Raw genomic sequence first — 16,530 nt, 5'->3', positions numbered from 1 at the left:
ATCTCCGCGATTGACCAAGTTCGGAGCACTAGGCGCGCTGGCACTGCGGGCAGAAGTAGGTGCTCCGTTGCCCCTGGCGCAGGAGGCGGATTGGCGTGCCGCAGATGTAGCAGGGCGCCCCCTCGCGCCCATACACACGGGTTTGGGTTTGAAAATGTCCTGCCATCCCTTCCGCGTTCGAAAAGTCGCGCAACGTTGTTCCGCCCAGCGCCACCGCCTGGGCAAGTACGCTCTGTATGGCCGCATGCAACTTGCGGACACGCGTCGGGCCGATGCGGGATGATGCTGCGGTTGGACGGATGCCCGCCAGAAACAATACCTCTGACGCATAGATGTTGCCAACCCCCACGACCAAGCGCCCCCCAAGGAGCAGCTGCTTGACGGGCATTCGGCTGCGCTTCATCCCGGATTCGAAAACCGCGAGCGAGAACGCGTCTGACAGCGGCTCCATCCCCAGGTTGCCCAGCAATTTGGCAGCGACCGGATCCTGTTCACTCTGCGCATAGACAACGGCACCGAACCGCCGCGGATCGTGCAGCCGCAGTGTCCCCTGGCTGGTGACCAGATCAAAGTGGTCATGAACTCCGGCGGGCGGCAAGTCTCGGCCAAAGCGTAAACTTCCCGACATGCCCAAGTGCAACAGCAACAGGCCGGGCGCCAAGTCGGCCAGCAGGTATTTACCCCGCCGCCGCAGACCCAACACCGTGCGCCCGACCAGTTCATCAGGTCGGCAACCCAGCGGCCAACGCAGGGGTTTACCCATGGAAACAGATTCCACCTGGGCGCCCTGAATGGCCTGCGCAAAGCTGCGGCGCGTGACTTCCACTTCGGGCAACTCAGGCATACAGCAGGACGAACAGTGGGTTAACGGGCATGGATTATTATGGCTCGATGGTGCTATATCAACGCTTTCGAACCGCTGCACTGAGTGCCGCCATCCTGGCTATCGCCCCTTTGGGGTGGACGCAGTCCAGCGGTCAGCCTGCACCTGAGTCCGGATCTTCTGTGGTGTCCAATCCCGCGCTGGACGCCGAGTTGTTCTACGAGATCTTCCTGGGAGAGTTGAGTTCGCGCACCGGAGATCCGGGCGCGGGATATGCGTTGATCCTGGAAGCGGCGCGCCGATCAGGCGACGGCCAGCTTTACCAGCGTGCGGCCGACATCGCCCTGCAATCTCGCTCAGGCGACTATGCCCTCGCAGCTGCGATGGCGTGGAAATCGGCACAGCCTCAGTCGCGCGAAGCGAATCGCTACGTGCTTCAAATTCTCATTGCGCTGAACCGTATTGGTGAGACGCCCGCCTTGCTGCGGCAGGAACTGGCTCAGTCTCCGGCGCGCATCAAGGCAAGCACGCTGGCAGCACTACCGCAGATGTATGGCAGGGCCAGCGACAAGGCTCTGGCGGCCAGGGTGGTGGGCGAGGCGCTGGCGGATGAACTGACCCACCCCGCCACCGGACCCATTGCCTGGGTGTCGCTGGGCCGGCTGCGGCTGGCAGCCGGTGACAAGACGGGAGCGCTAGAAGCGGCCCGCAGCGCTCAGGGCCTGGACAACGCCAACGAAGGCGCCGCGCGGCTGGCCCTTGAACTGATGGAAGAAAGTGTTCCGCAGGCGGAACCTCTGGTGATACAGGCCCTGGCAGGACAGCCCGTGCCGGAACTGCGGCTGGCCTATGCCAGGGTGCTGCTGGGCCTGCAGCGTCTTCCAGACGCAGCACGTCAGCTTGAAGCGGTGACTCAGTCCAAACCCGACATGGCAGAGCCCTGGCTAGTGCTGGCGTCCCTGCAAGTTCAGGACAACCGGCTGCCGGAGGCGGAAAAGTCTCTTCAACGTTATATCGAATTAGCGGCTGCTGGCGCCGAAGAGCGGTCGCGCGACCGGGGCTTGACGCAGGCCTATCTGTTGTACGCACAGATCGCGGAGAAGAAGCAGGACTACCCTGCTGCTGAGGCTTGGCTTAAGCGGATCACCAACGTGGAAGAGGTTTTCAGTGCGCAAAGCCGCCGCGCATCGCTGCTTGCTCGGCAAGGCAAACTGGCGCAGGCGCGTGCGCTGTTGCGGGCTCTTCCGGGGACGTCTGCCGAGGACAAACGGATGAAACTGGCCGCCGAGGTCCAACTCCTGCGCGACCTTAAGCTACACCAGGAAGCGTATGAAGTCCAGGTGGAGCTGGTGGCGCTTGCGCCCGATGATGCTGACCTGGTTTACGACCAGGCCATGCTGGCAGAAAAAGCCGGGAAGCTAGACACCATGGAGCAACTGCTTCGGCAGCTGATTGCACGCCAGCCCCAGCACCATCACGCATACAACGCGCTCGGCTATTCCTTGGCGGATCGCGGCGTCAAGCTGGACGAAGCCAAGCAACTCATCTTGAAGGCGCTGGAGCTGGCCCCCGGGGATCCGTTCATCACCGACAGCTTGGGCTGGGTGGAGTTTCGCCTGGGCAATGTGGCCGAAGCACGGCGTCTCCTGGAAGCGGCCTACCGCACTCGCCCCGACGTGGAAATTGGAGCCCATCTCGGAGAGGTACTCTGGACACAGGGCGACCGCGACGCGGCCCGCAAGATTTGGCGAGAGGCGCAGCGTCTGAACCCAGACAACGAAACGCTCAAGGAAACACTCGTGCGGCTGGAGGTCTCTCTTTGATGCGGCGGGCGGGCCTCACATTTTTCGGTGCTCTCTCGCGCACCTGCCTATGCGTGCTGTGCGTACTGTTGCTCGGCTGCGCTCAACCCGCCCATCGCTCTGCCGCCGGCGGCGAGTCCTGGAGCGGCCGCCTCGCCCTGCAAGTCGAGGGTCAAGCATCCCAGTCGTTCTCGGCCTTGTTCGAATTGCACGGCAACCCCCAGACCGGTGGCCTGGTGCTGACCAGCCCCCTGGGCAATAGGCTGGCACAACTGGACTGGCGCGACGGCTACGCCCAGCTGACTACGGGCACCCAAGACATGCGGTCTTCCGACTCTCTTGACAACCTGCTTCAGGATGTGACCGGCACGCGCATCCCGGTGGCAGCACTGTTCCAGTGGTTGCGTGGCCTGCAGGCAGCAGAGCCAGGCTGGCAGGCGGACTTGTCTGGACTTGACAATGGCCGCCTTCTGGCGCGCCGTGTGGATCCGGCTCCGCAAGCCACGCTGCGCATCGCGTTGACGCCCTGACTCCGGAAGACTGCGCACAGGCGCCCCCCCCCGCGTCCCTTCCATATTTCACCATGCGTGCCCTTTACGACGTGCCGGCCCCGGCCAAACTCAACCTGTTTCTTCACATCACGGGGCGGCGCGCCGACGGCTACCACTTGCTGCAATCGGTCTTCATGCTGATCGACTGGTGCGACACACTGCACTTTGAACGGAGCGAAAGCCCCAACATCACCCGTGAGGACCTGGGCACACCCCTGCCCGAGGATGACCTGACCCTGCGCGCCGCGCGTGCACTGAAAGCCGCAACAGGCTGCACGCACGGGGTGCACATCGGCGTGCTCAAGAATGTGCCGGCGCAAGCTGGCATGGGCGGCGGCTCCTCCGATGCCGCGACCACCCTGCTTGCGTTGAACCGGTTGTGGGGCCTACACCTCCCGCGCGCCTCGTTGGAAGTCATTGGCCTCCAGCTCGGCGCGGACGTTCCGTTTTTTTTACGTGGACGCAATGCTTGGGTAGAGGGAATTGGTGAGACAATCACGCCGCTCGAGAATGCTCAGCAACTACCGCAAGCGCGCTTTGCCGTTGTGAAGCCTGCAGCAGGTTTGGAGACAAAAGCAATTTTTTTATCTCCGAGTTTGAAACGCGATTCGGATAGTGCTACAATCTTAGGCTTTGCTGCAGCACACTTTGACTTCGGTCGAAACGACTTGCAGCCAGTTGCCCAGACACTGTGCCCAGAAGTAACTGACGCCATTGATTGGCTCAGCAGTCGAGGGTTTCAAGGCAGGATGACAGGCTCTGGCAGTGCGGTGTTTGCGCATATGTCGCATGCGATTGATTTGAGCGGAGCCCCGCAGGGCTGGCAAGTCAAGGAGTGTGACAACCTGATGGTTCATCCTCTGGCAGGGTGGGCATCGGACGAGAATTAAGGTTTGCTGCCTTCGGCAGTTGACCTGTGTAGGGGAGTCGCCAAGCTGGTTAAGGCACCGGATTTTGATTCCGGCATGCGAAGGTTCGAATCCTTCTTCCCCTGCCAAATTTCTTTTCGCGTACGGGCATTTTTTTCAGACCGCTGGGACGCTCATGCAAGCCAACCACCCCGACTTCATGGTTTTCACCGGCAATGCCAATCCTGGCATGGCAGCTGAAATTGCCCAACACCTCGGCACCACCCTCGGCTCGGCCGATGTGGGGCGTTTTTCCGATGGTGAAGTCACCGTCGAGATCAAGCAAAACGTCCGTGCCCGCGATGTGTTCGTTGTGCAGTCCACCTGTGCGCCCACGAACGAAAACCTGATGGAACTGTTGATCATGGTTGATGCGCTCAAGCGTGCGTCGGCCGAACGCATCAGTGCCGTGATTCCCTACTTCGGCTACGCCCGCCAGGACCGCCGCCCCCGCTCCACGCGCGTGCCAATCACCGCCAAAGTGGTAGCCAACATGCTGCAGGCCGTGGGTGTGGCCCGTGTGCTGACCATGGACCTGCACGCCGACCAGATCCAGGGCTTCTTCGACATTCCGGTGGACAACATCTATGCGTCCCCCGTCCTGCTGGGCGACCTGCGCCAGAAGAACTACGAAGACCTGATCGTGGTGTCGCCCGACGTGGGCGGCGTGGTGCGTGCCCGTGCGCTGGCCAAGCAGCTCAATTGCGACCTGGCCATCATCGACAAGCGCCGCCCCAAGGCCAACGTGTCGGAAGTGATGCATGTGATCGGCGAAATCGAAGGCCGCAACTGCGTGATCATGGACGACATGATCGACACCGCGGGCACGCTAGTGAAAGCAGCCGAAGTGCTGAAAGAGCGCGGCGCCAAGAGCGTATACGCGTATTGCACGCACCCCATTTTTTCGGGTCCCGCCATTGAACGCATCGCCCAGGGCACGGCCCTCGATGAAGTGGTTGTGACCAATACTATTCCGCTGAGCGACAACGCCCGCGGATGCACCAAAATTCGCCAGCTCTCCGTGGCCCCGCTGATCGCCGAGACGATCCAGCGCATTGCCAAGGGAGAGTCGGTGATGAGCCTGTTCTCCGACCAAGACAACCTGTTCTGAACCGGCCCCACCAGGGGCGCTGCAGACCGGTAGCACACAAGCCTCCCTCGGGAGGCTTGTTGTCTGTTCGGGGAACAACAGTGGCGGGTGGCCAACGTGCCGCGCGCCTTTTTTGAAACAGAGGATGACTGGTCGCGGTCGCCTCTCTCCAGGAGCTAACTATGAACTTCGTCGCTTTTGAGCGCGCCAAGCAGGGTACGGGTGCGAGCCGCCGTCTGCGCAACTCGGGCAAGACGCCCGGCATCGTGTACGGTGGTGCTGCCGAGCCCCAACTGATCGAGGTGGACCACAACGCCCTGTGGCACGCCCTCAAGAAGGAAGCCTTCCACTCCAGCGTGCTGGACATGGAAGTCGCCGGCAAGACCAGCAAGGTGCTGCTGCGTGACGTGCAATACCACCCCTACAAGCAACTCGTGCTGCACATCGATTTCCAGCGCGTGGACGAAAAGACCAAGCTGCACATGAAGGTGCCACTGCACTTCTCCGGCGCTGAAGAATCTCCCGCCGTGAAGGTGGACAAGTGCATGGTCAACCCCGTCGTGAATGAACTGGACGTGACCTGCATGCCTTCGGACCTGCCCGAATTCATCGCGGTGGACCTGTCCAAGCTGGAAAAGGGCTCTTCGCTGCACCTGAAGGACATCAAGCTGCCCAAGGGCGTGACGGCCAAGATCCGTGGCGGCCAGAACAACAACCCCGCTCTGGTGTCGGTTGTGCCCCCAGCTGTGATCGTGGAAACGCCTGCGGAAGCCGCACCTGCTGCTGATGCCAAGGGCAAGAAGGGTAAGAAGTAATCGATTGGAGCCTGGCGCTGATCCTCAGCCCACTGCCTCGATTGCCTCCGATCCAGGCCAACCCGTCTCGGCGGGCCTGGCAACACAACGGCCCACCTCGGTGGGCCGTTTGTTTTTCTCCCCACGGATAATCCTGCAGATGATCAAGCTGTTTGTGGGCCTCGGCAACCCCGGGCCCGACTACGAAGCCACGCGCCACAACGCCGGATTCTGGTGGATCGATGCGCTGGCGCGTGAGCTTAAGACCCACCTCGTGCCAGATCGCAGCTACCACGGGCTGGTGGCACGCACCACGGTGCATGGCCAGACCGTATGGCTGTTGCAGCCGCAGACCTTCATGAACCTCTCGGGCAAATCCGTGGCCTCGCTCGCGCGGTTCTTCAAGATTCAGCCCGAGGAAATTCTGGTGGTGCACGATGAGCTGGACATCCCCCCCGGCCAGGTCAAGCTCAAGCGCGGCGGCAGCCACGCGGGGCACAACGGACTGCGCGACATCCACGGCCAGCTGGGCTCGCCCGACTACTGGCGCCTGCGCATCGGCATCGGCCACCCCGGCGTGAAGAGCGAAGTCGCCAACTGGGTGCTGAAGAAGCCGTCGCCCGACCAGCGCACACTGATCGAGGACTGCATCAGCCATTCACTCAAGGCCTACCCCGCCATGCTGGCAGGCGAGATGGACAAGGCCACCCTGCTGATCCACACCACCAAGCCACCCCGCCCCAAGCCTGCGCGCCCGGTGGAAGACTGATCAGCGACCGGGGCAGCGACTGGCCCAACTGCCAATCACTATATTTTTGATAGCTTAAAGCGTTTGATGGTCGCGCGGTAGCGGCCAAAAAACCTTGAGAATCAGCCTGCAGCCGACGCCTGCAGGCGCTGGAACTTCTGCCACAGCGTCTCGCGGTTTTCCACATGCTGCGGGTTCACGGGAATGCAGGCCACGGGGCAGACCTGCACACACTGGGGCTCGTCGAAATGCCCCACACATTCCGTGCACTTGTTCGGGTCAATCTCGTAGATCTCCTGCCCCAGGTAGATCGCCTGGTTTGGGCACTCGGGCTCGCACACATCGCAGTTGATGCACTCGTCGGTGATCATCAGCGCCATACGGCCTCCCTGGGCGCGGGGCCAGACACAAGGGCAATGGGATACACGGCGCGGTTCATGCTCCGTATTATCCCGCGCGGTGGCATGTGCCTTGCGTGCCACACTGCAACCCACCACCGCTGACGGGGACGTTTTTACCGTTATGCTGTGTATACACATTAATTTTACGCGCTCGCGTATCACCCTCCTCCACCGCCTGCTCCATGGGTCTGTTTTTCCTCAAACGGTTTGCCACGCTCCTGGCCACGCTGATTGGCGCATCCATTGTTGTGTTTCTGGTGCTGGAGATCCTGCCGGGCAACGCCGCGCAGATGCTCATGGGCCCCGACGCCTCGCCCGATGCCGTGGCTGCGCTGGCCAGCAAGCTGGGGCTGGACCAGCCCGCCACCCTGCGCTACTGGCAATGGGTCAGTGGCCTGGTGGTGGGCAACATGGGCGACAGCTACGCCTACAGCTCGCCCGTGCTCGACCTGGTGCTGGAGCGCCTGGCCCTCACCGTGCCGCTGGCCTTGATGGCCATGGTGATCACCACGGTGCTGGCCCTGGCCGCTGGTGTGTACGCCGCGGCACGCCACAACAAGCTGGGTGACGTGGGCGTGATGGGCCTGGCGCAGATCGGCATTGCCATCCCCAACTTCTGGTTCGCCATCCTGCTGATCCTGCTGTTTTCGGTGAAGCTGCAGTGGTTCTCGGCCGGGGGCTTTCCGGGCTGGACGGAAGACGCCGGCGGCAGCCCGCTCGAAGCCCTCAAAGCCCTGCTGCTGCCCGCCATTGCGCTGGCCGTGGTGCAGGCGGCCATCCTGGCGCGCATCACCCGCTCGGCCGTGCTCGAAGTGCTGCGCGAAGATTTTGTGCGCACGGCCCGCGCCAAGGGGCTGTCGCAACGCGCAGCGCTCTGGGGCCACGTGCTGCGCAACGCCATGATTCCGGTGGTCACCGTGATGGGGCTGCAGTTTGCCTCCCTGCTGGCGGGCACCATCGTGGTGGAAAACGTGTTCTACCTGCCCGGACTGGGTCGGCTGATCTTCCAGTCCATCTCCAACCGCGACCTGATCGTGGTGCGCAACTGCGTGATGCTGCTCGCCGCCATGGTCATCATCGTGAACTTCGTGGTGGACGTGTTGTACGCCGTGATCGACCCCCGCGTGAAGGCATCCGACATCTGATCCCCATGAGCGCCGCTATTTCCTCCCCTTCCCCTGCAACCACCTCGGCACCGAGCTGGCTGTACCGCGCGCTGCGCCACCGCAGCTTTGTCATTGGTGCCGTGCTGTCGCTGCTGCTGGTGGCCACCGCTGCCCTGTCGCTGGTCTGGACGCCATGGTCCCCCTACGACATGGATTTGGCGAACAAGCTGAGCGGCCCTTCCGGCAAGCACTGGCTGGGCACGGATGCGTTCGGGCGCGATGTGGCCTCGCTGCTGATGGTCGGTGCGCGCAACTCCATCCTGGTGGGCGTGATCGCGGTGGGCATCGGCCTCACCATCGGCACGGCGCTGGGCCTGCTGGCGGCGGCCAAGCGCGGCTGGGTGGAAGAAATCATCATGCGGCTGGCGGACTTTACGTTTGCCTTCCCCGCGCTGCTGCTGGCCATCATGATGACGGCGGTGTTTGGCGCAGGCATCGTCAATTCGATCATCGCCATCGGCATCTTCTATATCCCGACGTTTGCGCGTGTCACCCGCGCCTCGGCCAACGCCGTGTGGGCACGTGAGTACATCCTGGCCGCGCGGGCTTGTGGCAAAGGCACCTGGCGCATCACGCTGGAGCATGTGCTGCCCAACATCCTGTCCGTGCTCATCGTGCAGACGACCATCCAGTTCGCGCTGGCCATCCTGGCCGAGGCCGCCCTGTCGTACCTGGGCCTGGGCACACAGCCGCCCCAGCCCTCCTGGGGCCGCATGCTCAGCGAGGCACAAACGCTGATGTTCCAGGCCCCGCTGCTGGCCGTATGGCCGGGCGTGGCGATTGCGCTGGCCGTGCTGGGGCTGAACCTGCTGGGCGACGGCCTGCGTGATTTGCTCGACCCCCGCCTCTCTCGCAAGCGCTGACAGCCCCCGCACCGAAGACCACCCGCACTCCACGATGTCCCTGTTAGAAGTCTCCAACCTCCGCATCCGCCTGCAGACGCACCGGGGCCCCGCCGACGCCGTGCGCGGCGTGAGCTTTTCGCTGGCGCGCGGTGAAACCCTGGGCCTGATCGGCGAATCCGGCTGTGGCAAGTCCATCACCGCCATGTCGCTCATGGGCCTGCTGCCCGACAGCGCACAGGTCACCGGCAGCATCCGCTTTGACGGCCAAGAGCTGGTGGGCCGCACCGATGCGCAGATGTGCCAGCTGCGCGGCAACCGCATTGGCATGGTGTTCCAGGAGCCCATGACGGCCCTGAACCCCGTGCACACCATTGGCCGCCAGGTGGCAGAGCCCCTGCGCCTGCACCGGGGCATGGACGCGGCCAGTGCCCGCAAGGAGGCCATTGCACTGCTGGACCGCGTGGGCATCCCCAACGCGGCGCAGCGCATCGATGCCTATCCGCACCAGTTTTCCGGCGGGCAGCGCCAGCGCATCACCATTGCGATGGCGCTGGCCTGCGGGCCCGACCTGCTGATTGCCGACGAGCCCACCACGGCGCTGGATGTGACCATCCAGCAGCAGATCCTGGACCTCATCAGCGACCTGGTGGCCGAACGCAACATGGCCATGATCCTGATCTCGCACGACCTGGGCGTGATCTCGCAGAACGTGGACCGCATGATGGTGATGTACGGCGGCAGCGTGGTGGAGAGCGGCTCCACCGCATCCGTTTTCTCGGCCATGGCGCACCCCTACACCCGGGGCCTGTTTGCGGCGCGCCCCCACCTGGGTGCCGTGCATGCGCCCGGCCAGCGCCCCCGGCTGTCCACCATCCCAGGCACCGTGCCTGAACTGGTGGATCTGCCCGCAGGCTGCCCCTTTGCAGGCCGCTGCAGCTACACCATCGACGCCTGCCACCACGAGCCGCCCCCCGTCACGGTTGTGGCCACCGATGCTGACGGTGACCACGCTGTGCGCTGCCTGCGCCGCGAAGCCATTGCCGAAGCCCGCAGTGTGGAGGTGGCAGCATGAGCGACAACCAACATCAGGCCGGCCCTCTGCTCCAGGTGACCGACCTGGTGCGCGAATACACACTGCCCCGCGAGCATCTGTTTCGCCCGCCGGGCACGGTGCAGGCCCTCAATGGCGTGAGCTTTTCCATCGCCGCTGGCCGCAGTCTGGGTGTGGTGGGCGAATCGGGCTCGGGCAAGTCCACGCTTGCGCGGCTGGTGATGGCGCTGGATGCGCCGACTGCTGGCACGGTGGAGCTGCTGGGCCGCAACCTGCACCAGTTGCCCGCCGAGCAACTGCGCCAGGCGCGGCGCGACTTCCAGATGGTGTTCCAGGACCCATATGGATCGCTGGACCCGCGCCAGACCGTGGAGCGTATCGTGACCGAACCGCTGCAGGCGCAAGGCCAGACCACGCGTGCCGAGCAGCGCGAGCAGGCGGCCCAGGTGCTGTCGCAGGTGGGCCTGCGCACCAACGACCTGGGCAAATACCCGCACGAATTTTCTGGCGGCCAGCGCCAGCGCATCGCGATCGCACGGGCCCTCATCACCCGGCCCCGCCTCATCGTGGCCGACGAGCCCGTGAGCGCGCTCGACGTGTCGGTGCAGGCCCAGGTGCTGAACCTCATGCAGGACCTGCAGCAGCAGTTCGGCATCACCTACATGCTCATCAGCCATGACCTCGCGGTGGTCAACCACCTGTGTGACGAGGTGGTGGTGCTGTACCAGGGGCGCATCGTGGAGCGCGGCTCGCCGGGCGAGCTGTTCCGCAACGCGCAGCACCCGTACACACAGTCGCTGGTGGGCGCCGTGCCGCAGGTGTTGCCCGGCCGCGCGCGGGCGCGCCGTGCGGCAGCCGCTGCGGCAACGGCAAAAACCGCATAACCAAATACAGGTGTGATGGTGTAAAAAGCTTTTTTCCTCCCTGGTAACAAATTGCACCGGGGTTTTTATGGTTGTTGTCTGGTTTTTTGTCTGGAGAGTCCGAACATGCTGAACCGCCGTACCGTCCTTGCCACTGGCGCGATTGCCGCCGTGCCCCTGTCCACCCCGCTCAGCGCCCTGGCGCAGGGCCGCAAAGATGCGGTGACGCTCGCGATGACGCTGGAGCCCCCAGGCCTGGACCCCACCGCCGGTGCAGCGTCTGCCATTGCCGAGATCGTGCAATACAACATCTTCGAGACACTCACCAAGATCAATGCCGACGGCAGCGTGTCGCCCCTGCTGGCCGAAAGCTGGGAGGTCTCGCCCGACCTCAAGACTTACACCTTCAAGCTGCGCCGTGGTGTGAAGTTCCAGAACGGCGAGCCCTTCACCGCTGCATCGGTGAAGTTCTCGTACGACCGCGCAGGTGGCGAGAAGAGCACCAACAAGGACAAGCGCACCTTTGCAGGCATCACCACCCAGGTGGTGGACGACTACACCGTGGTGCTGCTCAACAAGGAGATCGACCCCGACCTGCTGTTCGTGCTGGGCCAGGCCACCTCCATCATTGTGGAGCCCAAGAGCGCCGACACCAATGCCAACAAGCCCGTGGGCACCGGCCCCTACCAGCTGCAAGCGTGGAACAAGGGCTCGTCCGTGGTGCTCACGGCCTGGGCCGACTACCGCGATGCCAAGGCCATCAAGATCAAGCGCGCCACCTTCCGCTTCATCTCCGACCCCGCTGCCCAGGTGGCCGCCCTGCTGGCCGGTGACGTGGACGCCTTCCCCCGCGTCACCCCCCGCAGCGTGGCGCAGTTCAAGAGCAACCCGCGCTTTCAGGTGGTGGTGAGCGGCTCCCGCGCCAAGACCATTCTGGCCATCAACAATGCCAAGAAGCCTCTGGACGACGTGCGCGTGCGCCGTGCCATCGCTGCTGCCATCGACCGCAGGGCGGTCATCGAAGGTGCAGGCGACGGCTACGGCGCGCCCATCGGCAGCCACTACGTGCCCAGCGCCTTTGGCTACGTGGACACCACCGGCGTAAACCCCTACGACCCCGAGAAGGCCAAGCGCCTGCTGGCAGAAGCGGGCATCAAGACCCCGCTGGAGCTGACCCTGACCTTGCCCCCACCACCCTACGCACGCCAAGGCGGCGAAGTGATTGCCGCGCAATTGGCCAAGGTGGGCATCATTGCCAAGATCCAGAACGTGGAATGGGCGCAGTGGCTGTCCGGCACTTACGGCAACAAGAACTACGACCTGACGATCATCAGCCACGTCGAGCCGTTTGACCTGGGCAACTTTGCCAAGCCCGACTACTACTGGGGCTACAACTCGCCCAAGTTCAACGAGATCTTCAACCAGATCAAGAACGCCGCCCGCCCTGCGGACCGCACGCGCCTGCTGGGCGATGCGCAGCGCCTGCTGGCCGAGGACTCGGTGCACGCCTTCCTGTACTCCAACCAGTGGATCACGGTGGCCAACAAGAACCTCAAGGGTCTGTGGAAAGACATGCCCGTGTTCGTGAACGACATCTCCGCGCTGTCCTGGACTTGAAACTCGGACACCCCCCTAAGGCGCTGTGCGCCCTCCCCCCGCTCTCACATCGCTGCGCGATGTGGGCAGGGGGACGCAGCCCTCGCTGCGGGGCGGCCCTTGCTCGGCTGCCCGCGCCTGGGCCGCGCCAGTTTCGCGGGCAGCGCACAGCGCAGTGAATGGCTGAACCCCGTAGAAGCAGACAGCTCCTAAAACAATAGCTGTCAGCGCTTTACCAATAAGCGCTAGCAGCCTTTTTTATTGATAAAACTCCCTAAACTCCGTCATGACAGCCCTGCACGACCTGCCCGCCCACGAACTCCTGGCTGCCTACCGCCAGCGCACGCTGTCCCCCGTGGAGGTCACGCAGGCCGTGCTGGCGCACATCGAGCGCTGGGAGCCCCACATCCAGGCCACCTACCTGTTGCGGCCCGACGCTGCACTGGCACAGGCCCGCGCGTCCGAAGCCCGCTGGCTGCGTGGCGAGCCCATGGGCGCCCTCGACGGCGTGCCCAGCACCATCAAGGAAAACATCGCCACCGAAGGCGACCCCACCCCGCTGGGCACGGCCGCTGTCGAGCTGGTACCTGCCACGGCAGACGCACCTCCCGCCGCCCGCATGCGCGAGGCCGGTGCCGTCATCGTCGCCAAAACCACCATGCCCGACTACGGCATGTTGTCCTCGGGCCTGTCCACCTTTCACCCGCTGTCACGCAACCCGTGGGACCTGAGCAAAGGGCCCGGCGGCTCCAGCGCCGGTGGTGGCGCAGCGGCCGCTGCTGGGTACGGCCCGCTGCACATCGGCACCGACATCGGCGGCTCGCTGCGCCTGCCCGCCAGCTGGTGCGGCATCTTCAGCTTGAAGCCCAGCCTGGGCCGCATTCCGATTGACCCGCCCTACACGGGCCGCGCCGCCGGACCCATGACCCGCACCGTGGCCGACGCCGCGCTGATGATGCAGGTGCTGAGCCAGCCCGACGCGCGCGACAGCATGAGCCTGCCCGCGCAGGACATCGCCTGGAGCCAGTTCAACAAGGGCGCCGAGCGCCTGCGCGGCCTGCGCATTGGCCTGCTAATGGACGCCGGCTGCGGCTTGGACGTGGACCCAGAAGTGACAGCCGCCGTCGAACACGCGGCCCGGCTGCTGGAAAACGCGGGCGCCGTCATTGTGCCCATGCAGCCTTTCATGACGCAGGCCATGCTCGACGGCATGGACCATTTCTGGCGCATGCGTTCGCACACCGACTTGCAGGCCCTGCCAGCGGCACGGCGTGACAAGGTACTGCCCTACATCCGCACCTGGGCCGACAGCGCAGCGGGCATGAGCGGCACCGACGTCTTCAACGCCAGCCAGCAGTTCCACATCACCCGTGTGGCTGCGGTCAAGGCCTGCAGCGCGTTCGACTACGTGATCTCGCCCGTGGCGCCCAACGTCGCCTTCCAGGCCGAGCTGCCTTCGCCCACCAACGACCCGCTGCGGCCTCTGGAGCACATCGGCTTCACCGTTCCCTTCAACATGTCCGAGCAGCCTGCCGCGTCCGTCAACTGCGGCTACACCGCCAGCGGCCTGCCTATCGGCCTGCAGATTGCGGGCGCGCGGTTTGACGACCTGGGGGTGCTGCAGGTGGCGCATGCCTTCGAGCTGATCCGCGACCCGCAAAAGCCCTGGCCGCTGCCGCCAGCCGCCTGACGGCCCGGCGGCCACAGCCGCTTGTTGTACCCTTGCGCGCTGTTGCTACCGCGGCCGCCTCCCGCGCCGCCAGCCCTATACCGCCCACTACCGCATGGACATCCTCATCCTGGCGATCCTCATCGCCACCGGCACCTACATGCTCAATGCCAAGGAGCAGCGCAAGCGCATCGTGCTGCTGGGCAAGCATTTGTCCCATTACCAGATCGAGAAGCTCATGGAAGCGCTCACCGAGGGCTACCTGCGCGCCCTGGGCGAAAGCACCGACGAGCGCCGCGACCAGATCTGGAGCCTGCTAAGCACCACCGAGACGCAGCTGGCCGAGCAGTTTGGCCGTTTTGCGGCCGAGTTCGCCAAGGAGCCCGAGGCCACAACGCGTGTAAGCCGCCTGGCCCTGGCCCTGCCCTTTGCCGAAACGATCTTGCCTAGCGCCACCTTCGACATGCGCAAGGCCCTGGCCATCCATGCGCGAGGCATTGCGCACGTGGTACAGAACACCGGGCACCTGTCGCCCAAGGACCGGGCCTACATGATGACGGCCGAGCTGTTTCTCATGCAGCACACCTGCCACTGGTTCTGCAAGTCCAAGACCATCGCCTCCGCCCGCATGCTGGCGCGCCACCAGACGCCGCATGAACAACTGGTCGCCTCGGTATCGGCCGAAACCCGCAACGCCTATCTGTCCCTCACCCAGGGCCGCTGAAACCAACCTACCCCCAGCACCGCTGCTCGCTAACACCACCGCCGCCATGCCAACCGTCGATAGCCTGGGCAACCCCGTCACCCTCCATGAGCCCGCCAGCGCCGCCGCGCTGAACGATTTCGTTGACGGTTTCATCGCCTGCGAGGCCCGCGCGGTGAACATCCTGCAGGCAGCGGGCGACGTCAGCGCCATCGTGCAGGCCTGCTGCGCGGCGCTGCACATGTTTGCCGAGTCGGCCGACGCGCCCCGCAACGCGCGCCCCTTCATCGATCAAGCGCTGGCCAGCGCGCCGCAGGCCAGCGAGCGCGAGCAGCGCTTTGTGGCTGCGGTGGCGGCGTGGGTTCATGGTGACCTGCCCCGCGCCATTGCCCTGCACGAGGAGCAGGCGCGGCAGCACCCGCGCGACCTCGCCTCGCTCAAGCTGGGGCAGTACCACCTGTTCAATTGCGGCGACTCGCCCGGCATGCTGCGCCTGGCGCTGCAGGCCCTGCCCGCAGCGGGTGATGTGCCCTACCTGCACGGCATGCTGGCCTTTGGCTGGGAGCAATGCCACCTGCTCACGCAGGCCGAATCCGCCGCGCGCCGCGCCGTGGCGCTGTGCCGCAAGGAGCCCTGGGCCCACCATGCCCTGGCGCATGTGATGCTGACCCAGGGACGCATTGCCGAAGGCACGGACTTCATTGGCAGCGTCAGCGACACCTGGACGGGCCTGAATTCCTTCATGGTCACGCACAACTGGTGGCATCAGGCCCTTTTCCTGCTGGAGCAGGAGCGGCACGACGAGGTGCTGGCGCTGTACGACCGGCAGGTGTGGGGCGTGGTGAAGGACTACACGCAGGACCAGATCAATGCCATCTCGCTGCTGGCGCGGCTGGAGCTGGCGGGCGTTCACGTCGGCGCGCATCGCTGGGCCGACGTGGCCGGTTACCTGGAACGCCAGCGCCTGGCCGACCACGTGCTGCCCTTCTTGGACCTGCAATACCTCTATGGCCTGGCCCGCGCCGACTGTGCCGACGCTGTCGCCACCCTGCTGCGCAACATCGAATCCCACGCGGCCACCCGCACCGAGTCGCATGCACGCACTGTGTGGCAGCAGGTGTGCGTGCCTGCGGCACACGGACTGGTGGCGCACGCCCGAGGCGACTGGGCCACGGCCGTCGCACAGCTGGGCACGGCCCTGCCCCGCCTGCTGGAGATCGGCGGCAGCCACGCACAGCGCGACCTGTTCCACCAGATCTGGGTGGACGCGCTGCAACACAACGGCCAGTGGGCCGCCGTGCAGAACCTGCTGCAGCCGCAGGCCAACGCACAGCCCGAGTCACTGCGGCTAGCGCGGCAACTGCGCAATGTGCACGCCGCCCTGGCACTGCCGGTAGACGGCTAGTCCACTGAATCCGAGAAATCGGCGGTGCGCCGGGGCTGCGGTGAGCGCGCGGCAAGGCGTCTGGCGCAGCCAAGGCTGCCTGCCTTGGCAAGGCAGGCAACGCCGCCGCGCGCCC

Annotated in this window: 16 protein-coding genes and 1 tRNA gene; 15 read left to right on the top strand and 2 right to left on the bottom strand. The window is 64.8% G+C overall.

Annotated features, from left to right (window positions below):
* Positions 1 to 28 precede the first annotated feature (28 nt).
* Positions 29 to 844 (bottom strand): bifunctional DNA-formamidopyrimidine glycosylase/DNA-(apurinic or apyrimidinic site) lyase, encoded by an 816-nt coding sequence (gene mutM / locus ACK4HJ_RS10560; protein ID WP_409830903.1) that lies wholly within the window; start codon positions 842 to 844, stop codon positions 29 to 31.
* Positions 845 to 873: 29 nt separating this feature from the next.
* Here mutM and ACK4HJ_RS10555 point away from each other — a divergent pair, with 29 nt between their 5' ends.
* The 7 genes from ACK4HJ_RS10555 to pth all read left to right on the top strand — a co-directional run bounded on the left by ACK4HJ_RS10555 (position 874) and on the right by pth (position 6,737).
* On the top strand, positions 874 to 2,646 hold the full coding sequence (locus tag ACK4HJ_RS10555; RefSeq protein WP_409830900.1) for a tetratricopeptide repeat protein: 1,773 nt from the start codon (positions 874 to 876) through the stop codon (positions 2,644 to 2,646).
* On the top strand, positions 2,646 to 3,155 hold the full coding sequence (locus ACK4HJ_RS10550) for a lipoprotein insertase outer membrane protein LolB (RefSeq protein ID WP_409830898.1): 510 nt from the start codon (positions 2,646 to 2,648) through the stop codon (positions 3,153 to 3,155). The genes ACK4HJ_RS10555 and ACK4HJ_RS10550 overlap by 1 nt, the downstream gene beginning before the upstream one ends.
* A 53-nt stretch (positions 3,156 to 3,208) precedes the next feature.
* Positions 3,209 to 4,066 (top strand): 4-(cytidine 5'-diphospho)-2-C-methyl-D-erythritol kinase, encoded by an 858-nt coding sequence (gene ispE / locus ACK4HJ_RS10545; RefSeq protein ID WP_409830895.1) that lies wholly within the window; start codon positions 3,209 to 3,211, stop codon positions 4,064 to 4,066.
* 30 nt (positions 4,067 to 4,096) lie between these two features.
* Positions 4,097 to 4,173 (top strand) — tRNA-Gln (locus tag ACK4HJ_RS10540).
* 47 nt (positions 4,174 to 4,220) lie between these two features.
* Positions 4,221 to 5,195 (top strand): ribose-phosphate pyrophosphokinase, encoded by a 975-nt coding sequence (locus ACK4HJ_RS10535; RefSeq protein WP_409830892.1) that lies wholly within the window; start codon positions 4,221 to 4,223, stop codon positions 5,193 to 5,195.
* 161 nt (positions 5,196 to 5,356) lie between these two features.
* Positions 5,357 to 5,989 carry a 50S ribosomal protein L25/general stress protein Ctc gene (locus tag ACK4HJ_RS10530; protein WP_409830889.1) on the top strand — a complete coding sequence of 211 codons (633 nt, stop codon included), beginning with the start codon at positions 5,357 to 5,359 and terminating at the stop codon, positions 5,987 to 5,989.
* Positions 5,990 to 6,128: 139 nt separating this feature from the next.
* Positions 6,129 to 6,737, top strand: coding sequence for an aminoacyl-tRNA hydrolase (pth, locus tag ACK4HJ_RS10525; RefSeq protein WP_409830886.1), 609 nt, complete (start codon positions 6,129 to 6,131; stop codon positions 6,735 to 6,737).
* 101 nt (positions 6,738 to 6,838) lie between these two features.
* Here the strand turns inward: pth and ACK4HJ_RS10520 are convergent, their stop codons facing one another.
* Positions 6,839 to 7,096, bottom strand: a complete 258-nt coding sequence (locus ACK4HJ_RS10520; protein ID WP_094286704.1) for a YfhL family 4Fe-4S dicluster ferredoxin — start codon at positions 7,094 to 7,096, stop codon at positions 6,839 to 6,841.
* A gap of 203 nt (positions 7,097 to 7,299) precedes the next feature.
* On the opposite strand from ACK4HJ_RS10520, the gene ACK4HJ_RS10515 reads away from it, so the two are divergent.
* The 8 genes from ACK4HJ_RS10515 (at position 7,300) to ACK4HJ_RS10480 (ending at position 16,415) form a co-directional block, all read left to right on the top strand.
* Positions 7,300 to 8,262, top strand: a complete 963-nt coding sequence (locus tag ACK4HJ_RS10515) for an ABC transporter permease (RefSeq protein WP_409830881.1) — start codon at positions 7,300 to 7,302, stop codon at positions 8,260 to 8,262.
* 5 nt (positions 8,263 to 8,267) lie between these two features.
* The gene (locus ACK4HJ_RS10510; RefSeq protein WP_094286700.1) at positions 8,268 to 9,146 is read left to right on the top strand and encodes an ABC transporter permease; all 879 of its coding nucleotides are present in this window, start codon (positions 8,268 to 8,270) and stop codon (positions 9,144 to 9,146) included.
* 34 nt (positions 9,147 to 9,180) lie between these two features.
* Entirely contained in the window at positions 9,181 to 10,200 is a 1,020-nt protein-coding gene (locus tag ACK4HJ_RS10505) for an ABC transporter ATP-binding protein (RefSeq protein WP_409830877.1), read from the top strand.
* Positions 10,197 to 11,063, top strand: coding sequence for an ATP-binding cassette domain-containing protein (locus ACK4HJ_RS10500; RefSeq protein WP_409830874.1), 867 nt, complete (start codon positions 10,197 to 10,199; stop codon positions 11,061 to 11,063). Before ACK4HJ_RS10505 ends, ACK4HJ_RS10500 begins: the two co-directional genes overlap by 4 nt.
* A gap of 105 nt (positions 11,064 to 11,168) precedes the next feature.
* Positions 11,169 to 12,659 (top strand): ABC transporter substrate-binding protein, encoded by a 1,491-nt coding sequence (locus ACK4HJ_RS10495; protein WP_409830871.1) that lies wholly within the window; start codon positions 11,169 to 11,171, stop codon positions 12,657 to 12,659.
* Positions 12,660 to 12,924: 265 nt separating this feature from the next.
* Entirely contained in the window at positions 12,925 to 14,328 is a 1,404-nt protein-coding gene (locus tag ACK4HJ_RS10490) for an amidase (RefSeq protein ID WP_409830869.1), read from the top strand.
* Positions 14,329 to 14,422: 94 nt separating this feature from the next.
* Entirely contained in the window at positions 14,423 to 15,031 is a 609-nt protein-coding gene (locus ACK4HJ_RS10485) for a hypothetical protein (protein ID WP_409830865.1), read from the top strand.
* 46 nt (positions 15,032 to 15,077) lie between these two features.
* The gene (locus tag ACK4HJ_RS10480; protein ID WP_409830862.1) at positions 15,078 to 16,415 is read left to right on the top strand and encodes a tetratricopeptide repeat protein; all 1,338 of its coding nucleotides are present in this window, start codon (positions 15,078 to 15,080) and stop codon (positions 16,413 to 16,415) included.
* Positions 16,416 to 16,530 lie beyond the last annotated feature (115 nt).

It is taken from the genome of Acidovorax sp. (assembly GCF_046294525.1).
Taxonomy (GTDB): domain Bacteria; phylum Pseudomonadota; class Gammaproteobacteria; order Burkholderiales; family Burkholderiaceae_C; genus Acidovorax.
The sequence above is the reverse complement of the archived record's forward strand: the minus strand, read 5'-3'. Positions and strand labels throughout refer to the sequence as shown.

Bases quoted from the DNA above. Each gene is read 5' to 3' on its own strand.
- ACK4HJ_RS10490 (WP_409830869.1), top strand. From the start codon at position 12,925: ATGACAGCCCTGCACGACCTGCCCGCCCACGAACTCCTGGCTGCCTAC.
- mutM (WP_409830903.1), bottom strand. From the start codon at position 844: ATGCCTGAGTTGCCCGAAGTGGAAGTCACGCGCCGCAGCTTTGCGCAG.
- ACK4HJ_RS10495 (WP_409830871.1), top strand. From the start codon at position 11,169: ATGCTGAACCGCCGTACCGTCCTTGCCACTGGCGCGATTGCCGCCGTG.
- ACK4HJ_RS10520 (WP_094286704.1), bottom strand. From the start codon at position 7,096: ATGGCGCTGATGATCACCGACGAGTGCATCAACTGCGATGTGTGCGAG.
- ACK4HJ_RS10535 (WP_409830892.1), top strand. From the start codon at position 4,221: ATGCAAGCCAACCACCCCGACTTCATGGTTTTCACCGGCAATGCCAAT.
- ACK4HJ_RS10510 (WP_094286700.1), top strand. From the start codon at position 8,268: ATGAGCGCCGCTATTTCCTCCCCTTCCCCTGCAACCACCTCGGCACCG.
- ACK4HJ_RS10505 (WP_409830877.1), top strand. From the start codon at position 9,181: ATGTCCCTGTTAGAAGTCTCCAACCTCCGCATCCGCCTGCAGACGCAC.
- ACK4HJ_RS10530 (WP_409830889.1), top strand. From the start codon at position 5,357: ATGAACTTCGTCGCTTTTGAGCGCGCCAAGCAGGGTACGGGTGCGAGC.
- ispE (WP_409830895.1), top strand. From the start codon at position 3,209: ATGCGTGCCCTTTACGACGTGCCGGCCCCGGCCAAACTCAACCTGTTT.
- ACK4HJ_RS10515 (WP_409830881.1), top strand. From the start codon at position 7,300: ATGGGTCTGTTTTTCCTCAAACGGTTTGCCACGCTCCTGGCCACGCTG.
- ACK4HJ_RS10485 (WP_409830865.1), top strand. From the start codon at position 14,423: ATGGACATCCTCATCCTGGCGATCCTCATCGCCACCGGCACCTACATG.
- ACK4HJ_RS10555 (WP_409830900.1), top strand. From the start codon at position 874: ATGGATTATTATGGCTCGATGGTGCTATATCAACGCTTTCGAACCGCT.
- ACK4HJ_RS10480 (WP_409830862.1), top strand. From the start codon at position 15,078: ATGCCAACCGTCGATAGCCTGGGCAACCCCGTCACCCTCCATGAGCCC.
- ACK4HJ_RS10550 (WP_409830898.1), top strand. From the start codon at position 2,646: ATGCGGCGGGCGGGCCTCACATTTTTCGGTGCTCTCTCGCGCACCTGC.
- ACK4HJ_RS10500 (WP_409830874.1), top strand. From the start codon at position 10,197: ATGAGCGACAACCAACATCAGGCCGGCCCTCTGCTCCAGGTGACCGAC.
- pth (WP_409830886.1), top strand. From the start codon at position 6,129: ATGATCAAGCTGTTTGTGGGCCTCGGCAACCCCGGGCCCGACTACGAA.